This is a genomic window from Dorea phocaeensis, from assembly GCF_900240315.1.
Taxonomy (GTDB): Bacteria; Bacillota; Clostridia; order Lachnospirales; family Lachnospiraceae; genus Dorea_B; species Dorea_B phocaeensis.
In genome coordinates, this window is record NZ_OEPZ01000002.1 from 244827 (window position 1) to 259038 (window position 14212).

Here is a 14212-nt window from a genome sequence, read left to right on the forward strand (position 1 = left end):
ATAAAACTCCTTTCTCCATCTAGTCTTCCCTTCGTTGATAGTTCCATCATAAACCAGAAGTCTTACAGGAAGCTTGCAAGAACGATAACAAAATTGTTATCTTAGAGAATCAGCAATAGCCTCCGGTGACAACAACAACTTCCCGGCCTCTCCCATCTGGCCTACTTAGGCAGCATCATCTGGAACACACTTCCGCCTTTCCTTGACGGCTGTACTCTCACACTTCCGCCCTGCCCTTCTAGGATCTTTCTCACCAGGTAAAGACCAACTCCGGCTCCTTCCTGCGTCTCCACTTCTGCTCTCTTTCCCCGGTAGAATCTTTTGAAGATTTCGGTATACTCAGATCTTGCCACACCGATCCCCTCATCTTCCACCTCCACAGAGACATAGGACTGATACGGTATCACGCGGATTTCTACCCTGGAACCTTCCGGAGAATATTTTACCGCATTGTCCAGTACATTGGAAAATGCTTCCGCTGTCCACTTTACATCGTGATATAGCCTAAGATCTGTAAATTCTGTCATCTCTATTTCAATCTGTTTGTCATTCGCCTTCAAATATACGCCGTTTACCGCACGCAGAAGCGTTTCTTTCAGACTCGCATATTGCGGATGAAGCTGTATCATTGCCTGTTCCATACGGGATAAATTCGTAAGCGTTCCCATCAGATAATTTAACTTCTTCACTTCTCCTTTTCCACGCTCCAGAAACTCCTGCTTTTCTTCCGTTGTCGTTTCTTCATCTTCCATCAGCTCTAGACTCATACTAAGGGCTGCAACCGGCGTCTTGATCTGATGAGAGATATCTGTAATCAACGCTTTCGTCCCTTCTTTTTCTTTGACCATCTGTTCCTTCATAATATAGAATGCCCTCCCCAGCCGTTCCAGTTGTTCCAAAAGCTGAGAATGAATCCCCGTCCTCATATACGCCTCATCTGAGCGGAACTCATAGTCTCCATTTTCAAACGCCTCTAGATAATCCGAGATTTCCCGATAACTTTTATATTCTCTCCGATATTCCAGAAAGCACCACGCTCCATTTACCAGAAATGCCAGCCCGCATACAGCCCACATAGCGCCGGAAAAACACCTGTCCGAAAGCAGATATATGATAAGAAAAAATGCAGCAACTACCATAGTAGTAACTGCAAGATTAATTCTCAGTTTCCGTTCCAGCCAGATGTATCGCCTCTCTCTTTGATCCATTATTTTTTCGATACTTTTGTCATCCATAGATAACCAAGCCCCCTGACATTCTTAATGTATTCCCCTTCTTCCTTAGAAGAAAGTCTCTTTTTCAGACGGCTGATGGTCACCGGAACGATGTTATCGTCCACAAACTGTCCATCAAGCCCCCAAACCGCCTCCAAGATCTGTTCTTTGGAAATAATCTGCCCCGGATGTTCCAGGAAATAATGCAGAAGCTGAATTTCTTTCTTGCTCAAGTTCAGTTCTTCTCCGCCTTTGTATACCTTCATCTGTACACTCTGCATACAGATATCTTCCGCATAAAGTTCCCCGGTCTCCTCGGATCCGTTCTGCCGACTTTCAATCCGCCGCATAATGGCATTGACCTTAGAAATCAGCACCATCAGGCTGAACGGCTTGGTAATATAATCATCCGCGCCCACGTCATAACCATTTACAACATCCACTTCCTGATCTAACGCGGTAAGGAACAGGATATGCACATCGCTTTTCTTTCGTACCTCTTTGGCAAAATCCAGTCCATTCCCATCATTCATGGTAATGTCGCTGATGATGAGATCTATCTGATTCGTACGAAATACTTCTTCTGCTTCCGTCACCCCGAATGCACTTAAGACTTCATACCCTTCTTTTTGTAATTTTAAACTGATGCCACGGTTCAGGCTTTTATCGTCTTCCAGCAGTAAAATTCTTAACATCCTATCATCCCTCTCATGCTACTGGTTGAATCACTTCTTCCGTCTTCTAACTTCACCGAAAAATTCTATAGGAATTATAACACATATTTACACAAAATAAATTCATTTTGCATTGATTTTTCTGACACAGCGCATTATGATAGATACATGCAGATATAGTTCATCGGTAGAATGCTAGCTTCCCAAGCTGGAGAGGCGGGTTCAATTCCCGTTATCTGCTTACCAAAAGCAGGAGTAATGATTATGATAGAAACCAGCGGACTGAATATCCGATCCATCAAAAAAGAACCGTATTCCGGTTCTCATAATGGGATGCGTTATTATTTGATTACAAAAGATGAACTGATAAAAGTATTTCTTTATCCGGAACCCTGGTGCTTTGAAGCAACCCCGGACGATCAGAAGGAATGGAAAGAATTTCCCTTTTCTCAAGAAGGGCTAGACGAAGCAATTTCCTGGATCAACACCAACTATGAGGAACGCCGGAATTACTGGAATTCCTGCGCCAACGATAAGATGAAATGGTAACAGCCGCAAAAAATTTTGCGGCTGTTTTTCTATCCTTCTATTCTTTTATCATTTCCGAAGAATCTGTTTTCTTGCACTTTCTGTTAGGTCAGATCTTCCAAAACCTCTTCCGCAATATTTCTTGCGTGGTCAGAAATACGCTCCAGACATACCAGGGAATCTAAGAATACAATTCCAGCTTCCGTATTACACTGGTTATTCGTCAGACGCTTGATATGCTTGCTTCTTAAGCTGATTTCCAGATCATCTGCCTGCGTCTCTTTCTCAATTACCCGAAATGCTTTTTCCTTACTCTGCTCTACCAGGGAATCCAGTGCATAACGGTAACTGTCCGTACAGACATCCAGCATTTCCTTAATCTGCTCTTTTCCTACGTCCGAAAAGCTTACTTTCTTCTCATACAGCGTCTCTGCGAATTCTGAAATATTCTCACAGTAATCACTGATTCGTTCCATATCAGAAACAATCTGTAATAAATGTGCTACTGATTGATGTTCCTTCTCACTGATCTGAAGGGAACTCAGCTTAATGGCATAATTGGTAATTCCAGCACTCAGACGGTCTACCGTACTTTCCTCTTCCTTCAGGAACTGAATTTCTTCTTCTTTCTGGGTAAAGAGAACTGTTTTCGCCGCCTCCATAGACTCCAGGACGATCTGTCCCATACGCTCTACTTCGTTTACTACAGACTGAAGTGCGATAGCCGGAGTCTCTAAAATACGGTCGTCCAAAAGGACTCTGCTTCTGTCCTGCTCGTCCTCTTCCACGCGCCCGATCTTCTTCGCCAGCTTAATAATCCAGTTGGATACCGGGAAGAGAAGAACCGTCGTTCCGATATTAAATGCGGTATGCACCATACTGATCTGTGTCTGGGTGATAACGCCCGCACCGATATCTGTATTGAGCACCTCAAAGTAGAGAATTGCACCTACACTGAAAATAACGGTACCAATTACGTTAAATAACAAATGCATCAACGCTGCGGTCTTGGCGTTCTTCTTTGCTCCAAGACTTGACAGGATCGCGGTAATACAGGTACCGATATTCTGTCCCATAATAATGTAAATAGCTGCACTAAACGGAACCAGCCCTGCTGCCGCCAAACTCTGTAAGATACCAACAGATGCAGACGAACTCTGGATAATTGCCGTCACCAGCGTTCCCGCAAGAATACCAAGCAGCGGGTTGCTTCCCAGCGTTACGAAGATATTGCGGAATCCTTCCGAATCCTGAAGCGGAGCAACTGCCGAAGACATGGTCGTAATTCCAACGAACAACAGACCGAATCCTACGATAATGCTTGCCACTTCCTTAGATGAGCGGCGCTTTCCAATTAACATAATCACAACACCGACCATAATCGCAATCGGCGCCAGTGTAGACGGACTCAATACCTTCGCCCATTCTACGGATGATACCAGCCACCCGGTAACAGTCGTACCGATATTGGCACCCATAATCACACCCATCGCCTGAGTCAGATTCATAATTCCTGCATTTACGAAACCAACAACCATAACCGTCGTTGCGGATGAACTCTGGATGACTGCCGTGATGACAGCTCCCAAAAGGACTCCCATCATCTTATTCTTTGTCAACACTTCCAGCAGCGACTTCATCCTGTTTCCTGCCGCATTTTCCAGCCCCTGTGCCATGATCTGCATGCCATAGATAAACATGCCCAGACCCCCGACAAACGGTATGAGAATATTAAGGTAATTCATTGTTTTCCTCCTAAATATGCGTTAAAACTCGTCCTTTTTACCATACCATCTACTTCCTAAGAAAACAACAAATTTTTTCTATTTTTTCACCATTTTTCAACATTTTCTTTCGTCTTATTTTACTTTTTCATCTTCGGTTCAAAGACCAGAGAAGCCAGATATCCGAAAATAAGTGCCGCGCTGATTCCCACGGCGCTTGACGTAAGTCCTCCCGCGAAAATTCCCAGAAGCCCCTGGCTGTCTACCGCCTTCTTCACACCCTTCCACAAGAGATTTCCAAATCCAAGAAGCGGTACGCTTGCCCCGGCTCCTCCATAATCTACAATAGGCTGGTAAATTCCAAAAGCTCCAAGCACCGCTCCCAGACAGACCAAAAGAACCATCACACGCCCCGGCATCAATTTGGTACGATCCAAAAGGATCTGTACCAGCGCGCAGATCAGCCCGCCTACCCAAAATGCATTGAGATAATCCATTATTCGAGCCCTCCTTTACAGTGTTCCAGTACAATCCCGTGTGCAATCCCCGGAACGCTGGCTCCTTCGTTATAACTTACGGTAGACATCAACGCTCCTGTCGGCACGAATAACACCCGTTTCCATTCCCCGTTTGCAAGCTTGGGCAGAATATAAGAAGAAAGCGTTACCGCCGCACATCCACAGCCGCTTCCCCCGGCGTGGGTATCCTGCAGGTTCTGGTCAAAAATTGTCATTCCACAGTCCATATGCCGGCTCTTAATGTCAACCCCTTTTCCGCGCATCAGATCAAACAGAATGCTCTGCCCTACATACCCCAGATCTCCCGTAATAATCCGGTCGTAATCCTCTGTCGTACGCTCAAAATCCTTCAGGTTCTGAAGAATAGTATCGCACGCCGCCGGAGCCATGCAGGCTCCCATGTTCTGGGAATCCCTTAATCCGTAATCCACAATTTTCCCAATCGTTATCCCGGTTATCCACACCGGACTTTTGCGCTTTCCCACCACAAACGCACCGCTTCCGGTCACCGTCCAGTGCGCTGACAGCGGGCGCTGCGAAGCATATCCCAGTGGGAAACGGAACTCTTTTTCCGCACTTGCAAAATGGCTGGAAGTCACGGCCAGCATATAATCTCCATAGCCTGCTGCCACACTCATTCCTGCAAGCGCCAATGCTTCCCCGGACGTGGAACACGCCCCATAAAGGCCGAACATGGGAATCTTAAGCGCTTCCACTCCCCTGGAAGTCGCCACTCCCTGGCGCAGCAAATCCCCTCCATACAAGTATCGGATTTCCTCTGGTTTTAAATGGGCTTTGCGAAGCGCCAGCTGACAGGCTTCTTTTTGCATGGCGCTCTCTGCTTCTTCCCAGGTATTTTCCCCAAACAGGTCTTCCTTTGCCACCAGGTCAAACATCCTTCCAAGAGGGCCTTCTCCTTCTTTCGTTCCCGCGACAGACGCACTGCTCACCAGATACGCAGGACACTCAAATGCAATACTCTGCGCTCCCCTTATCATCCTATCACCCCCACTTCTCTTAATATCCAATATCCCAGCCCCAGTGCCCAGCTAGTAAAGACGCCATACAGGATCACCGGCCCTGCAATGGTAAAAATCTTACAACCGATTCCCATAACCTGTCCTTCTTTTTTATATTCAATCGCCGGAGCTGCCACAGAATTGGCAAATCCTGTTATGGGCACCAGCGCTCCGGCGCCGCCCCATTTGGCCAGAACCGGATAGAATCCCCAGCCAGTTAAGAACACGCTGACAAGTACCAGTATCAGCGATGTCCAGCTTCCGCTGGTGTCCGAATCCATTCCCAAGGATTTACAGTAATTTAAAATTCCCTGGCCTGCCACACAGATCAGACCGCCGGTCACAAATGCCTTTGCCATATTCATCGGAAGATTGTGTACCGGCGTCTTCTTTTTTACATAATTTTGATACGCCATTTGTTGTCTCTGTTCGTCCAATATTCTCACCTTCGCTTTTCTATCTTGCTTTCTATCTTACTTCTTATTTTACTTTCTATCTTTTTTCTTCTCACTTACCAGCCCTGCGAGAAGAAAATCAATGCGCCAAATCCTTTGCCAAGGGCAATTCCCAAAATGATATGGGGAACATACCTAAGAATTTTTATACGCCTTAAAAATACCGGAAAAAGGTTCAGCATTTCCGCAAGCGCCATTGCCCAGCACCCCACGAAAATTCCTCCCAGAATGCCAAATACCGGAACAAGCCAGTCGCCTCCCGGAATATCGATCTGATAAATGAAGAAAATATTTCCCAAAATCCCGCCAAGCGCCACCGCATCCTCATACAAAAGGATCTGCTCTCCCGTATGCGTTCGGTCTGCAAAGTCAGAGATTACCCCCAGTCCGGCAATCAGGGAAAACAGGCCTCCTGCGACTACGATACCGCTGCTAAGGCCGATCACTACCATGAGTATCTGTACTGCCCACATCTAGTTCTTTCTCCTTTCTGGAAAAATTTTCGATCAGGGTCGTCTGCAGATCATTTTCGTACAGGCGCATTTCCACCTCCATCGGTGTCGGATCCACCGTGAAACGTTTCTTCCCAAAATGATTGAAAAAGGTCAGAATCCCTATCACCAGACCGATGCAGTAAGTCAGTTCCAGCACCGTAAATCCATCGGAGGCACGCCCCGTCAGCAGTTCATAGATCTGCCCGAATAATTTCACAGTATCCACATCGTTATTAAACGCCATAATCGAAAATGCTGCTCCTGTAAAGCTGACCGCGACTACGCCCGCCGCTTTCAGATAGTGCCAGATACCTCCCGCCGACTTTTGTTCCTCGTAGGTTACGATAAAATCACTCTCTCCTATATTTTCAATCTCCACATCGGGGTATTCTTCGTGAATCAGTTCAATGACCTTCAGAATCGACACCGCCTGACGCTCTTGCTTCTTCGGACGCCCAGAGGACTCTTTCTGGAACTTTAACAGCCGAATCGCTTTTAGCTTCGCCAGTAAAATGGGATTGACCGATTCTATTTTCAGTACGTCTCCCAAGGTTACTGCCCGTTTTTCAACCTCTATATTCCGATCTGCTTTCAGATATACTGTTTCCTTCTTCTGCGCCATGTTTATCCCCTACTCTCTTCTCTGCTCTCTTTCCACACTTCTGTGTATTCTGCATCCACCAGAGTTCCTTCACTGATCAAATCCTCCGACTTCCCAGCATTAAAATAATAAATACATCCGAGAATGACCGCCACCGCCACAACGCAAAGCAGGCATACACGGAGTTTTTTTCTTGCATCATCCATACATTTCCACCTCTTTATGCCATTTGTGGATTAGTATGGATGATTCTTCTGAAAAATATACACGCGCATGCCTGTCAGATTTGTTCTCTTAAATTTTGTAAAATACGTTTTTCCATCCTGGAAACCTGAACCTGCGAAATGCCAAGTTCCTTTCCTACCTGCGTCTGGGTCTTCTCTGCAAAATATCGAAGATAGAGAAGCCTTCGTTCCTCCTTCTCAAGCCCCGTCAGAAGCTGCGAAAGAAGCATATGATTGACAATCTGCTCTTCTTGCTCCTTTTCCTGCGGAAGCTTATCCATTAAGCGGACTTCCTGGCCTTCACTTTGGAAAACAGGTCGGTGAAGAGATTCCACTTCACTTCCGACTTCCAGAGCCATGGTTAATTCCTCTTCATCCACCTGAAGATTCTGTGCCAGTTCACACACTGTTGGTTCCCGCCCCAACTGCTCCTGCAAAGTCTCTCTGCATTTTCCGGCCCGGTAAGCCAATTCTTTTAGGGAACGGCTGACCTTGATCATTCCATCGTCCCGAAGGAACCGGCGGATTTCTCCGGAAATCATAGGAACCGCGTAAGTAGAAAATCGTACGTCATAAGAAAGATCAAATTTATCGATCGCCTTTAAAAGCCCGATATTTCCGATCTGGAACAGATCCTCCGCCTCCGCGCCCCTGTTATAAAAACGTTTTACAATACACCAGACCAGTCCGGTGTTCTCTTCCACCAATCGTGCCCTTGCTTCTTCATCCCCCTCGTGAGATTTCTGAATCAAAGCGATTGTGTGGTCCATAGTCTCCTTCCTTTTCCAATTGTTTTCTCCATTTTCACGGTCGTTCCCTTTCCTGGTTCCGACTCTACTTCCAGCTTGTCCATAAATGCTTCCATAAAGGAAAATCCCATGCCGGATCGGTCGAGCTCCGGCTTCGTTGTATAAAGCGGCTCCATCGCCTGCTGCACATTTTCCATTCCCACGCCCTCATCTCGAATCGTGAGAAACAATGTGCTTCCCTGCGTTCTCCCATGAATAAAGATACTATGTACCTCTCCCTCATAGCCATGGATAATTGCATTGGTAACTGCTTCCGACACCGCCGTCTTCACATCCGATACTTCTTCCACTGTCGGATTTAAGGATGTCATAAAAGCTGCCACCGTCACCCGTGCAAAAGACTCGTTGGATGAACGGCTGTCAAAAATGAGCTCCATTTCATTCGTATGCTCCATCTACTTCTCCTCCTCATATATCTGCATAATTTTCGTCACCCCGGACATCGTCAGAATCTTCTTCATTCTCTCACTGGTATGTACTGCACAGACCTGCCCGCCCAACAGGCAGATCTTCCGATAACGTCCCATGATCACTCCAATCCCGGAACTGTCCATGAAATTCGTATCTGCAAAATCAAATATCACATATCGAATATGATTGCGTGCAATCAGATGATCCGATTCCTTGCGTATTTCCTCCACATTATGGTGATCCACCTCTTGGGGCAGAAACACCGTCAGACAATTCTCCTGTACCTGATATTTCATGTTTTTCCTTCCTTTCACCCTGTCCCGAATTGCAAAAAAAGATATGCAGAACCTTTTTCTGCATATCTTTTCTTTCGTGTATCCGGCGCTTTTTCGCCGCGCCTGTTTATTCTTATGTTTTTCTCTTGTTATTCTTCTCCGCCTGCGCTTTGAGCATCCAGCGCCGCCTGGGCATTTTCTGCCGCCTGCGTTCCCGCGTAGCTTTCGATCACCTTCTGGTACTTCAGATTTGCCTGTTCTATATCTCCGGACTTTTCATAAGACTGTGCCAACAGAAGCATGGCCGCTCCGTCGTTATAGCCCTCGTCCATCTGCATTACCTTCTCCAGATTGGTGATTGCCGACGCATAATTGGCCACCTCAAAGTTCTCCTGTGCGGTTCCAAAGAGATTGGTACACATCCGAGGATACAATTCCCCCGTGATCTCTTCGTATTGATCTCTTCCAACGGTTCCCAGGGAATCGGGCACAATCTTTAGAAGCTCTTCCAACATGGCTTCATCTCCCATATCCTTCGCCGCATAGTGCTTCGCAATATTCATCACCAGCTCGTAACTATCCTTGGTTGAATTTGCCGTTGCCTGCGCATTCTCCGTCTCTTCACTGGTAGACCGATACGCATCCAATTCCTTAGTCAACGCACTAATCTCCGCCTCCTGTGTGGCAATCTTATCACTAAATGCCACAGACTGCTCATTGATCTTCTCCTGTCTGGATGCGGTAATCGCCGGCATCACCAGAAACCACATAACTGCCACGCCCACAACCAGTCCAATCACAATATTTCCAACAGAATGAAGCCCTGCATTTTCCTTAAATCCGGAAGACACCGGTTGGATAATCGTCTCATTTCCGATATTGTAGGTAACCGTATGCTGCTCTTTCTTCTCTTTTTCCTTCACCCGCACCGTCCGCTCCTTGCGGATTTGATTCAATTCATGCATATACCGCAAGGTAATATCATCCGTCGTATCCAGCTTATACGCCGCCCGGACAGCCTGCCTTGCCTTGGAATATTGTTCCGTATGCATGTAGATCAATGCCAGCAGCTGGTAAGCCTTTACATAGGATGGATGCGCTGCCACTGCCTTTTTCAGGTGAATAATTGCAAGATCTTCTCCATTCTGATAACAAATGGAAAGAGCCTGATTATATTTTTTCAGCGCCTGATTGACGGCATCCAGTTCTTCTGGATTCTCGCGCACCTTTTGAATATAATAATTGGCAATATTTTCGTGAGACTGAAAATTCTTACTTAAAATCCACTCTACCAGCGCCTCTCCCACGTCACCCCGTCCATAATAGACGAGTCCCAGAAGATTTCTCGCTGCAATATTGGCTGTATTATATTGTAAACTTTTTTTCAGCGATGTGATGGCTCCGGACAAATCCCGAATATTCGCCTTCTTCATCCCATCGTTGTACCAGTAGTTCGACTGATACATCAGCTTTGTTGTATATTCCATATACTTCCCTCTGTGACAATTCTTTTATTTTGTCTGTTCAATCATTTCCCGCAGAATATCCGTCATATCTGTCAGATCTTCCTGATAGACTGCATCTTCAATATCTTCTACTTCCAGGCTTGGCTGGAATTTCTTCAGTTCTTCCTCAAAATTCAGCATGATTACCGCCTCCTGCCAGTAACTTTTTTACCATTCCCACCAGGTACAACGAGCCAAGACAATAAATCTTCCCCTCTTTGCTCCGGTTCTGCTCCGCAGTGCGAAGCGCATCTTTCAATTCTTTTCTTTCCAGTACCGGCCGGTCAGTATAACGCTCAAACACTGCTTTTAACTCTTCTGCCGGAACTCTTCTTTTATCTTCAATCTCTGTGACCACATAACACCTTGCAGGGATCTGTGTACAGAGATCCTGTATCATTTCCTCATACTTCTTATCCGCTACTGCCGAAAACACAATGACCGGATCTCCTTCTAACTCTTTTGTCCCCGGCGCTTCCTGCGACACTGCCGCACTTTTTTCAGCTTCGCGCACACTCTCTGCGAATGCCGCAATGGCTCCCGGATTATGCGCACCATCCAGAATCATATGGTCGCCGATCCGCTCCATTCTTCCTTCCCAGGTAATCCCAGCCAAAGCTTCGGCCCATACCCGGCTTCTCTCTTTGATCTCCTGCTTTCGCCCTGCAGCTTCCATCAAATATTCCGCCGTCTCAAGCGCCAGCTCCACATTCATAGCCTGATAACAGCCGCAAAGTGGGATCTCGTAGATAACATCTTTATCATACGCATTTACCCGTGAAAATGCAATATGTTTCCAGTCAACTTCTCGGATTTCGTACGCATTTTTCGAGATTTCTCTACACGGCGCACCTACCGCTTCTGCCGTCTTCCTGATCACATCACTGCTCTTTTTGCAGCTTCCGTCAAAGAACACCGGCACGTCTTTTTTGAGAATTCCCGCCTTTTCTGCCGCGATTTTTTCAATCGTATCTCCTAAAATATCCGTGTGATCCAGACTGATCGAGGTAATGACACAGGCCGCCGGATGTTCCACCGCATTGGTAGCATCCAAACGTCCCCCAAGACCTGTCTCTAGAATAATGTAATCCACCTTTTCTCTGGCAAACGTCAGCATCCCCATTCCGAACAAAAATTCAAAATAGGAAGGATGCCCCAGGCCTTCTTCCTCCATCTGCCCGGCCACTTCTTCGACCTCTTTAAAAATCTCCAGAAAACGCTCATCACTAATCTGCTGATTGTTGATCCTGATCCGCTCATTGACAGATACAAGATGAGGGGATGTAAAGAACCCTGTCTTTTTCCCCTCAGCCATCAAGATCGCCTGCAGATATGCACATACCGAACCTTTTCCATTCGTTCCGGCAACGTGAATGATTCTCGCGTCCATCGCCGGATCCGACAGCCTGTGTAAGAACTCCCGGGTATGCCAAAGCGGATGCTTCTTCGTAAACTTCGGAATTCTCTCAATGTAGGCTGCTGCTTCTTCATATGTGAACTGCCCTTTGATCATTTTATTTTCTCCTTATCAGCCTGTTCTACCCATGACTTTGTCTTGTCGGTCGCCGTTCCTTCCTGGCGTACCAACTCTCCGCCCTGATAGATATAATCGTCTGATTTTCGGAACAATGTATTGCTGGATCCCATCTGATTCACCGAGATCACATCGCCGTCTTTTAACTCCACCTCGGAAATGTCAATTCTTGTATTATTTAAGAAGTTGCTCTTTTGCTTCTCCCCGTTCACAAAAATCTTACTGGACTTGGTGAAGTTTTCTCCGTATAAACTGTATCCGTCATCCAAATGCGGAACTAAATTTTGAAGCGTTACATCCCGAACGCCCATTACCATATGTGTATCCTCTGCCGTGATCGGCGGCTTGCCGCCATACACGTACTGATCACCATACAGGATATCATACTGCAGAAGTTCCAGGTCTGCCAGATAATTCTTGGTCTTGCGTCGTTCCTGATGATAGTTGAACACAGAACCGGAATGAATATCCAAACGGTCAAATACGTCTGCCATAATCTGATATGCCGCTACATTGCGATCCTGCTTTTCTAGACCGATGTTATCCCAAATCACATAATTGGTATTATAGAGATAACGCCCTTTTAAGTCCTCCGCTTTCAATCCCATGGTTGGAAGATGGTCTCCATAGAACACGATCACACTCGGTTCCCCGCGCTCTTTTACTGCCTGAACCAGATGTCCGGCAAACTGATCCATCTCATAAACTTGATTTACATAGTATTCCCATTTGTTCTTCAACGCTTCGTCTTCGATGCCTTCTACTTTAATCACCGGTTCTTCCAACACCGGTTCTTCCGGATAATCTCCATGTCCCTGCACGCTGATTCCAAATACGAAATCCTGCTGCGGTGTGGTATCCATGGCTTCCAGAATGTGCTGCACCAAAATATCATCCTTCGCCCAGCCGTTTTCCGTCATCTGCAGGATGTTCATAAATTCCTTACTGGTGAAACTATCAAATCCTGTATTGTTGAACACCCGCGCACGACTGTAAAAATTCCCACCGTTGTTGTGAAGCGCATGACTTCCATATCCCAAAGATTGTAGTGCCGTCGCAGCACTTTCACAGGTCTTCTCCTTCAGATAGGTTTTATATGGATATTCACCCGGACCAAAATATCGAAGATTCATACCCGTAAGCACCTCAAACTCTGTGTTTGCCGTACCAGCTCCTACAGACGGTACTTTGAAATATCCCGAAGAGTAATTCTCATACATCTCATGGAGATTCGGACATGCATCCTGGGAAGTTGTGAAAAATTCTGCCTCATCCACATCAAAGTAGGACTCCAGCTGCACAAAGATAATATTCGGCAGCTCTTCCTCGCTTCGTCCCGTCTCACTCTTGGTAATCTCGTTATGGTTCGTAATCGTATCCAACGTCTTTTCGCTGTAATCCGTCGGCTCGTTGATTCCGGTATTGAAAAGACTTGCCATAAAGCAATATGGAAGACCATAATCTTCATAAGCAAATGCAATATTTCCAAAATAGGTCGATACCACTCGCTTTTCCACCGCCAAGTCTGATACCAGCGCGTATGCTCCAAAAGAAGCTACAATTCCTACAAGCGCCCAGACTTTCCGAACCTTCCCAGCGTACTGACCGCCGCGCTTCCACATGGATACAATCCATACCACCACGGCAGCGATTCCAATTCCCAGTACAACCAGCTCAAATCCGTTGAAATAGTTATTAATCAGTGTCAGTCCATCGCTTGCCACCTTTAAGTCCTGGGCGTTAAACGGTGTGACTCGCTTCATCAGCATATAACCATTGGTCACACCAATCACCATCCAGAACACGGTGACGATAATTCTGGTAAATACTCTCCGCTTCACCAGATACACGATGGAAAATGTGCAGAAAATCATAAAGGCATTGTAAAGGAATACCAAAGGCGTCTCCGTCATATAGCCCCATGCTTCAAATGCCGAATGTCTGGAGATTGCCTCAATTGCAAAGTTGATCGCACATGCCAACAGCATGTGGAACACCAGTGAAAAGCGATTCATAAACTTGTAGACCGGCTGCATCTTTCTTGCAAACGCACTGTTACGCCGTTCCTCAATAATGCGGGCGCGCCGTTCTCTCTTCGCTTTCCACCAGGCTTTTACGTCTTCTTTCTTCAAATTCTTCAATTTATGAAATGTCCCTTTGATATCAGTTTTTTTCAAACGAATCTTTTTCATACTATCCCCTTATGTCTTCTACCTGTTCCACGTTG

General features: G+C 46.2%; 17 protein-coding genes and 1 tRNA gene. 2 read left to right on the forward strand and 16 right to left on the reverse strand.

The window, feature by feature from the left end; translation table 11 throughout:
• Positions 1 to 161: 161 nt before the first annotated feature.
• Both C0979_RS05150 and C0979_RS05155 read right to left on the reverse strand, forming a co-directional pair.
• Positions 162 to 1235: a sensor histidine kinase gene (locus C0979_RS05150; protein WP_242962650.1), complete on the reverse strand. Its 1074-nt coding sequence runs from the start codon at positions 1233 to 1235 to the stop codon at positions 162 to 164.
• Positions 1208 to 1909 carry a response regulator transcription factor gene (locus C0979_RS05155; protein WP_101695001.1) on the reverse strand — a complete coding sequence of 234 codons (702 nt, stop codon included), beginning with the start codon at positions 1907 to 1909 and terminating at the stop codon, positions 1208 to 1210. The genes C0979_RS05150 and C0979_RS05155 overlap by 28 nt, the downstream gene beginning before the upstream one ends.
• Positions 1910 to 2058: 149 nt before the next feature.
• Here C0979_RS05155 and C0979_RS05160 point away from each other — a divergent pair.
• A tRNA-Gly gene (locus tag C0979_RS05160) sits at positions 2059 to 2129 on the forward strand.
• A 23-nt stretch (positions 2130 to 2152) separates the two neighbouring features.
• Positions 2153 to 2437: a GNAT family acetyltransferase gene (locus C0979_RS05165; RefSeq protein ID WP_101695002.1), complete on the forward strand. Its 285-nt coding sequence runs from the start codon at positions 2153 to 2155 to the stop codon at positions 2435 to 2437.
• Between the two features lie 83 nt (positions 2438 to 2520).
• On the opposite strand, the gene C0979_RS05170 is transcribed toward C0979_RS05165, so the two are convergent.
• The 14 genes from C0979_RS05170 to C0979_RS05230 all read right to left on the reverse strand — a co-directional run bounded on the left by C0979_RS05170 (position 2521) and on the right by C0979_RS05230 (position 14177).
• Positions 2521 to 4161, reverse strand: a complete 1641-nt coding sequence (locus C0979_RS05170) for a Na/Pi cotransporter family protein (protein ID WP_101695003.1) — start codon at positions 4159 to 4161, stop codon at positions 2521 to 2523.
• A 119-nt stretch (positions 4162 to 4280) separates the two neighbouring features.
• A complete protein-coding gene (gene spoVAE, locus C0979_RS05175; RefSeq protein WP_101695004.1) occupies positions 4281 to 4637 on the reverse strand; it encodes a stage V sporulation protein AE in 357 nt (118 codons plus the stop codon).
• Positions 4637 to 5656: a stage V sporulation protein AD gene (locus tag C0979_RS05180; protein WP_101695005.1), complete on the reverse strand. Its 1020-nt coding sequence runs from the start codon at positions 5654 to 5656 to the stop codon at positions 4637 to 4639. Before C0979_RS05180 ends, spoVAE begins: the two co-directional genes overlap by 1 nt.
• Positions 5653 to 6114, reverse strand: a complete 462-nt coding sequence (locus tag C0979_RS05185) for a SpoVA/SpoVAEb family sporulation membrane protein (RefSeq protein WP_159459852.1) — start codon at positions 6112 to 6114, stop codon at positions 5653 to 5655. The genes C0979_RS05180 and C0979_RS05185 overlap by 4 nt, the downstream gene beginning before the upstream one ends.
• 74 nt (positions 6115 to 6188) lie before the next feature.
• The gene (locus C0979_RS05190) at positions 6189 to 6605 is read right to left on the reverse strand and encodes a stage V sporulation protein AB (protein ID WP_101695007.1); all 417 of its coding nucleotides are present in this window, start codon (positions 6603 to 6605) and stop codon (positions 6189 to 6191) included.
• Complete coding sequence (locus C0979_RS05195; protein WP_101695008.1) at positions 6565 to 7248, reverse strand: stage V sporulation protein AA; 684 nt, start codon at positions 7246 to 7248, stop codon at positions 6565 to 6567. The genes C0979_RS05190 and C0979_RS05195 overlap by 41 nt, the downstream gene beginning before the upstream one ends.
• A 2-nt stretch (positions 7249 to 7250) precedes the next feature.
• Positions 7251 to 7433 (reverse strand): hypothetical protein, encoded by a 183-nt coding sequence (locus C0979_RS05200; protein WP_101695009.1) that lies wholly within the window; start codon positions 7431 to 7433, stop codon positions 7251 to 7253.
• A 74-nt stretch (positions 7434 to 7507) separates the two neighbouring features.
• Positions 7508 to 8221 carry a SigF/SigG family RNA polymerase sporulation sigma factor gene (locus tag C0979_RS05205; RefSeq protein ID WP_101695010.1) on the reverse strand — a complete coding sequence of 238 codons (714 nt, stop codon included), beginning with the start codon at positions 8219 to 8221 and terminating at the stop codon, positions 7508 to 7510.
• Positions 8200 to 8655 (reverse strand): anti-sigma F factor, encoded by a 456-nt coding sequence (gene spoIIAB / locus C0979_RS05210; RefSeq protein WP_101695011.1) that lies wholly within the window; start codon positions 8653 to 8655, stop codon positions 8200 to 8202. The genes C0979_RS05205 and spoIIAB overlap by 22 nt, the downstream gene beginning before the upstream one ends.
• A complete protein-coding gene (locus tag C0979_RS05215; protein WP_101695012.1) occupies positions 8656 to 8967 on the reverse strand; it encodes an STAS domain-containing protein in 312 nt (103 codons plus the stop codon).
• 128 nt (positions 8968 to 9095) lie between these two features.
• Positions 9096 to 10433, reverse strand: a complete 1338-nt coding sequence (locus C0979_RS05220) for a tetratricopeptide repeat protein (protein ID WP_101695013.1) — start codon at positions 10431 to 10433, stop codon at positions 9096 to 9098.
• A gap of 24 nt (positions 10434 to 10457) precedes the next feature.
• A complete protein-coding gene (locus C0979_RS12200) occupies positions 10458 to 10592 on the reverse strand; it encodes a hypothetical protein (RefSeq protein ID WP_004607343.1) in 135 nt (44 codons plus the stop codon).
• Positions 10579 to 11964 (reverse strand): bifunctional folylpolyglutamate synthase/dihydrofolate synthase, encoded by a 1386-nt coding sequence (locus C0979_RS05225; protein WP_101695014.1) that lies wholly within the window; start codon positions 11962 to 11964, stop codon positions 10579 to 10581. The genes C0979_RS12200 and C0979_RS05225 overlap by 14 nt, the downstream gene beginning before the upstream one ends.
• On the reverse strand, positions 11961 to 14177 hold the full coding sequence (locus tag C0979_RS05230; RefSeq protein ID WP_101695015.1) for an LTA synthase family protein: 2217 nt from the start codon (positions 14175 to 14177) through the stop codon (positions 11961 to 11963). The genes C0979_RS05225 and C0979_RS05230 overlap by 4 nt, the downstream gene beginning before the upstream one ends.
• Positions 14178 to 14212 lie beyond the last annotated feature (35 nt).

What these genes read in the sequence shown, in the direction of transcription:
- C0979_RS05170 (WP_101695003.1), bottom strand. Translation starts at nt 4,161, where the DNA reads ATGAATTACCTTAATATTCTCATACCGTTTGTCGGGGGTCTGGGCATG.
- C0979_RS05150 (WP_242962650.1), bottom strand. Translation starts at nt 1,235, where the DNA reads ATGGATGACAAAAGTATCGAAAAAATAATGGATCAAAGAGAGAGGCGA.
- C0979_RS05195 (WP_101695008.1), bottom strand. Translation starts at nt 7,248, where the DNA reads ATGGCGCAGAAGAAGGAAACAGTATATCTGAAAGCAGATCGGAATATA.
- spoVAE (WP_101695004.1), bottom strand. Translation starts at nt 4,637, where the DNA reads ATGGATTATCTCAATGCATTTTGGGTAGGCGGGCTGATCTGCGCGCTG.
- spoIIAB (WP_101695011.1), bottom strand. Translation starts at nt 8,655, where the DNA reads ATGGAGCATACGAATGAAATGGAGCTCATTTTTGACAGCCGTTCATCC.
- C0979_RS05220 (WP_101695013.1), bottom strand. Translation starts at nt 10,433, where the DNA reads ATGGAATATACAACAAAGCTGATGTATCAGTCGAACTACTGGTACAAC.
- C0979_RS05200 (WP_101695009.1), bottom strand. Translation starts at nt 7,433, where the DNA reads ATGGATGATGCAAGAAAAAAACTCCGTGTATGCCTGCTTTGCGTTGTG.
- C0979_RS05180 (WP_101695005.1), bottom strand. Translation starts at nt 5,656, where the DNA reads ATGATAAGGGGAGCGCAGAGTATTGCATTTGAGTGTCCTGCGTATCTG.
- C0979_RS05165 (WP_101695002.1), top strand. Translation starts at nt 2,153, where the DNA reads ATGATAGAAACCAGCGGACTGAATATCCGATCCATCAAAAAAGAACCG.
- C0979_RS12200 (WP_004607343.1), bottom strand. Translation starts at nt 10,592, where the DNA reads ATGCTGAATTTTGAGGAAGAACTGAAGAAATTCCAGCCAAGCCTGGAA.
- C0979_RS05225 (WP_101695014.1), bottom strand. Translation starts at nt 11,964, where the DNA reads ATGATCAAAGGGCAGTTCACATATGAAGAAGCAGCAGCCTACATTGAG.
- C0979_RS05230 (WP_101695015.1), bottom strand. Translation starts at nt 14,177, where the DNA reads ATGAAAAAGATTCGTTTGAAAAAAACTGATATCAAAGGGACATTTCAT.
- C0979_RS05215 (WP_101695012.1), bottom strand. Translation starts at nt 8,967, where the DNA reads ATGAAATATCAGGTACAGGAGAATTGTCTGACGGTGTTTCTGCCCCAA.
- C0979_RS05205 (WP_101695010.1), bottom strand. Translation starts at nt 8,221, where the DNA reads ATGGACCACACAATCGCTTTGATTCAGAAATCTCACGAGGGGGATGAA.
- C0979_RS05190 (WP_101695007.1), bottom strand. Translation starts at nt 6,605, where the DNA reads ATGTGGGCAGTACAGATACTCATGGTAGTGATCGGCCTTAGCAGCGGT.
- C0979_RS05155 (WP_101695001.1), bottom strand. Translation starts at nt 1,909, where the DNA reads ATGTTAAGAATTTTACTGCTGGAAGACGATAAAAGCCTGAACCGTGGC.